Origin of the sequence: Longimicrobium sp. (assembly GCF_036280135.1) — a bacterium.
In the GTDB taxonomy this organism is placed as follows: Bacteria; Gemmatimonadota; Gemmatimonadetes; order Longimicrobiales; family Longimicrobiaceae; genus Longimicrobium.
Genome location: NZ_DASURI010000350.1, coordinates 1 through 3025, shown reverse-complemented (window position 1 = coordinate 3025; position 3025 = coordinate 1). Strand labels below are relative to the sequence as shown.

The following is a 3025-nucleotide window of genomic DNA, read 5'->3' as shown; positions in this document are numbered from 1 at the left end:
GGGCGCGGCGCTGGACTGCGCGGCGGAGCTCCTCTTCCTGGCCGCGTTCGGCGGGAGCGTGGCGCTCATGCTGTGGCGGGCGCGCCGCGGGCTGGCCACGGCCGGCGAGGTGGTGACGGCCGTCTACCTGGGACAGCAGGTGATGTCGGGCGTGGTGGAGCCCGTGCGCCGCGTGGCGGGGCTGGGCGAGGTGCTGCGCGCCGCCGGGCGCCTGCTGTGGCTGCGGGACTACGCCCGCGCGCACGGGCCGTCCCCCGCGGGCCGCCCCGTCCCCGACCGGCTGCGGGACGGGATCGTCTTCGAGAACGTCTCGTTCCGCTACCCGGGGACAGAGGGCTGGGTGCTGCGCGACGTCTCGTTCCGCGTCCCCGCCGGCGCCGTCGTGGCGCTCGTGGGCGAGAACGGGGCGGGAAAGACGACCCTCGTCAAGCTGCTCACGCGGATGTACGCGCCTACGGGCGGGCGCATCCTGGTGGACGGGGCGGACCTGGCGCAGATGGACGTGGGCGCGTGGCGGGCGCGGCTGGCGGCGGCGTTCCAGGACTTTGCCCGGCTGGAGCTGGCGGCGCGGCGGACGGTGGGCGTGGGCGACCTGCCGCGCCTGGACGACGACGAGGCCGTCCGCGCGGCGCTGGAGCGGGCCGGCGCGCCGGGAGCCCTGGACGCGCTCCCCGCGGCCGGCGACACGCAGCTGGGCGCGCGCTGGGCAAACGGCGTGGACCTGTCCACGGGCCAGTGGCAGCGGCTGGCGCTGGGCCGCGCGCTCCTGCGGACGGACCCGCTGGTGGTGTTCTTCGACGAGCCCACGGCCAGCCTGGACGCCCTGGCGGAGCACGCCCTGTTCGAGCGCTACGCCGCCGAGGCCCGCGCAGGCGCGGCGCGCGGCGCCGTGACGGTGCTGGTGTCGCACCGCTTCAGCACCGTGCGCAGCGCGGACCTCATCCTGGTGGTGCGCGAGGGAGGCGTGACGGAGCTGGGAAGCCACGACGAGCTGCTGCTGCGCGACGGCCTGTACGCGGAGATGTACCACCTCCAGGCCCGCGCCTACGCCTGACCGCGCCGCTCGGGACGTCTGTCGCCTGCCCGTGCGGGATGACGCCGACCGAAGAATCGGGTCGCCGGAGTGCGGGATCTCGCCCGTGCGCTGCGTTGCTCTCGGGGCGGGCGCGCACGGGTGAGATCGTGCCGGGTTGGCGACGACCCTCCGGTCGGCCGGCGCACATGACTCCGTACGATTGATGGGACGCGCGGGCGCTTCCCTCGCCTGGAATGACGGCACGGGCGAGAAACACGAGACGGCGGCGGACGGAGCACGGCCGGGAGGAATCCCGGAAGAGGACGAAAATCGATCGATGTTGAGCCGGGCGGCGCCGTCGCCCGGGACGAGGAACCCGCAACGCGCGAGGAGAGATGCGGAACTATCCCCCGGCGCTCCTGGAGGAGTGGATGCGCCTGTACTACTTCGCGGTGGACGCCGACATCGGCAGCAGCGGCGTGTCGGACCACTCGCTCGCGGAGGTGCGCGCGCTGGCGGGGATCACCGTGGAGGAGATGGACGCCGTCGTCTTTCACGACAGCCAGACGCTGGGCGGAACGGGCGTGCGCAGCGCCATCGCCCGCCGCTGGGCGGCCGGCGACGCGTCGCGCGTGATGGTCACGCACGGTTCCACCGAGGCCATCTTCCTGGTGATGAACGCCCTCCTCGACGCCGGGGACGAGGTGGTGGTCCTGGACCCCGTCTATCCCGGCTTGGGCGACGTGGTGCGCGGGATGGGGTGCCGGCTGGTGCCCTGGCGCCTTCGCCCGGACGACGGCTGGCGCCCGGACCCGGACGCCCTGGCGGCGCTCGTGACGGACCGCACGCGGATGATCGTCGTCAACTTTCCCCACAACCCCACGGGCACCACGCTGACGGTGGAGGAGCAGGACGCGCTGGTGGCCGTGGCGGAGCGGGCGGGCGCGTGGCTGCTGTGGGACGGCGCCTTCGCGGACCTCACGTACGACACGGCGCCGCTCCCGGACCCCGGCCTTCGCTACGCGCGGGCCGTCTCGCTGGGCACGCTCTCCAAGGGGTTCGGCCTTCCGGGGCTGCGGGTGGGCTGGTGCCTGGCGGACCCCGCCGTGCTGGACCGGATGGCCAGGGTGCGCGACTACCTCACCCTGCACCTGTCCCCCCTGGTGGAGCTCATCGCGGAGCGGGTGGTGGATGCCGCGGACCGCATCCTGGGCCCCAGGCGCGCCGCCGCCCGCCGCAACCGGCAGACGGTGGACGCGTGGATGGCGCGGCAGGACGGGCTCATCCGCTGGACGCTGCCGGCGGGCGGCGTGTGCGGGTTTCCGCGGCTGGAGGTGCCCGACGTGGAGGCGTTCTGCCACGCCCTGGCCAGGGAGCAGCGGGTGCTGCTGGTGCCCGGCACCTGCTTTGGCTGGCCGGGGCACGCGCGGCTGGGCTTTGGCGGCGCGCCCGACGTGCTGCGGGACGGGCTGGACCGCCTGGCGGGGGCCCTGCGCGCGGCGGCCCCCGCGCTGGTGTGAGGGCACGCGGCGGGGCGGCGTGGGCCGGCCCCTTCCTTATTCATTTCATCGGAGGTGTACCGAGATGTCCCGGATCGTGATGACCCCGGAGGAGGTCGCGGAGACCCGCGTGCTCCTGCAGGACCTTGCCGGCCGCTATGGCTCGCCCGAGAACCAGGAGTTCCTGGACGAGGCGGACGTGATCGCGCACGACCTGCCGCGCAGCATCCGCAAGGCCGTGCGCGCGTTTCGCCTGTTCGAGCCGGCGGGGGCGATGCTCGTGGTTTCGGGCTGGCCCGTGGACGAGGAGAAGATCGGGCCCACGCCCGTGCACTGGAAGCAGCACACGCCCGGCAACGACACCCGCGCGGAGGACATGCTGCTGGTGCTGCTGGGCTCGCTGCTGGGCGAGCCCATCGCCTGGAGCACGCAGCAGGACGGGCGGGTGGTGCACGACATCCTGCCCATCAAGGGGCACGAGCAGGAGCAGCTGGGCAGCGGCAGCGAGGTG

Annotated in this window: 2 protein-coding genes and 1 pseudogene; all 3 read left to right on the top strand. The window is 74.3% G+C overall.

Annotated features, from left to right (window positions below; translation table 11 throughout):
- Nucleotides 1-1054, top strand: a 1054-nt coding sequence (locus VFZ20_RS11020) for an ABC transporter ATP-binding protein (protein ID WP_329683926.1), incomplete at its 5' end; no start/stop codon positions are given.
- 356 nt (nucleotides 1055-1410) lie between these two features.
- Nucleotides 1411-2535, top strand: coding sequence for a capreomycidine synthase (gene vioD / locus VFZ20_RS11015; protein ID WP_329683925.1), 1125 nt, complete (start codon nucleotides 1411-1413; stop codon nucleotides 2533-2535).
- Nucleotides 2536-2599: 64 nt separating this feature from the next.
- Nucleotides 2600-3025, top strand: a pseudogene (locus VFZ20_RS11010) (arginine beta-hydroxylase, Fe(II)/alpha-ketoglutarate-dependent); the annotation flags it as partial.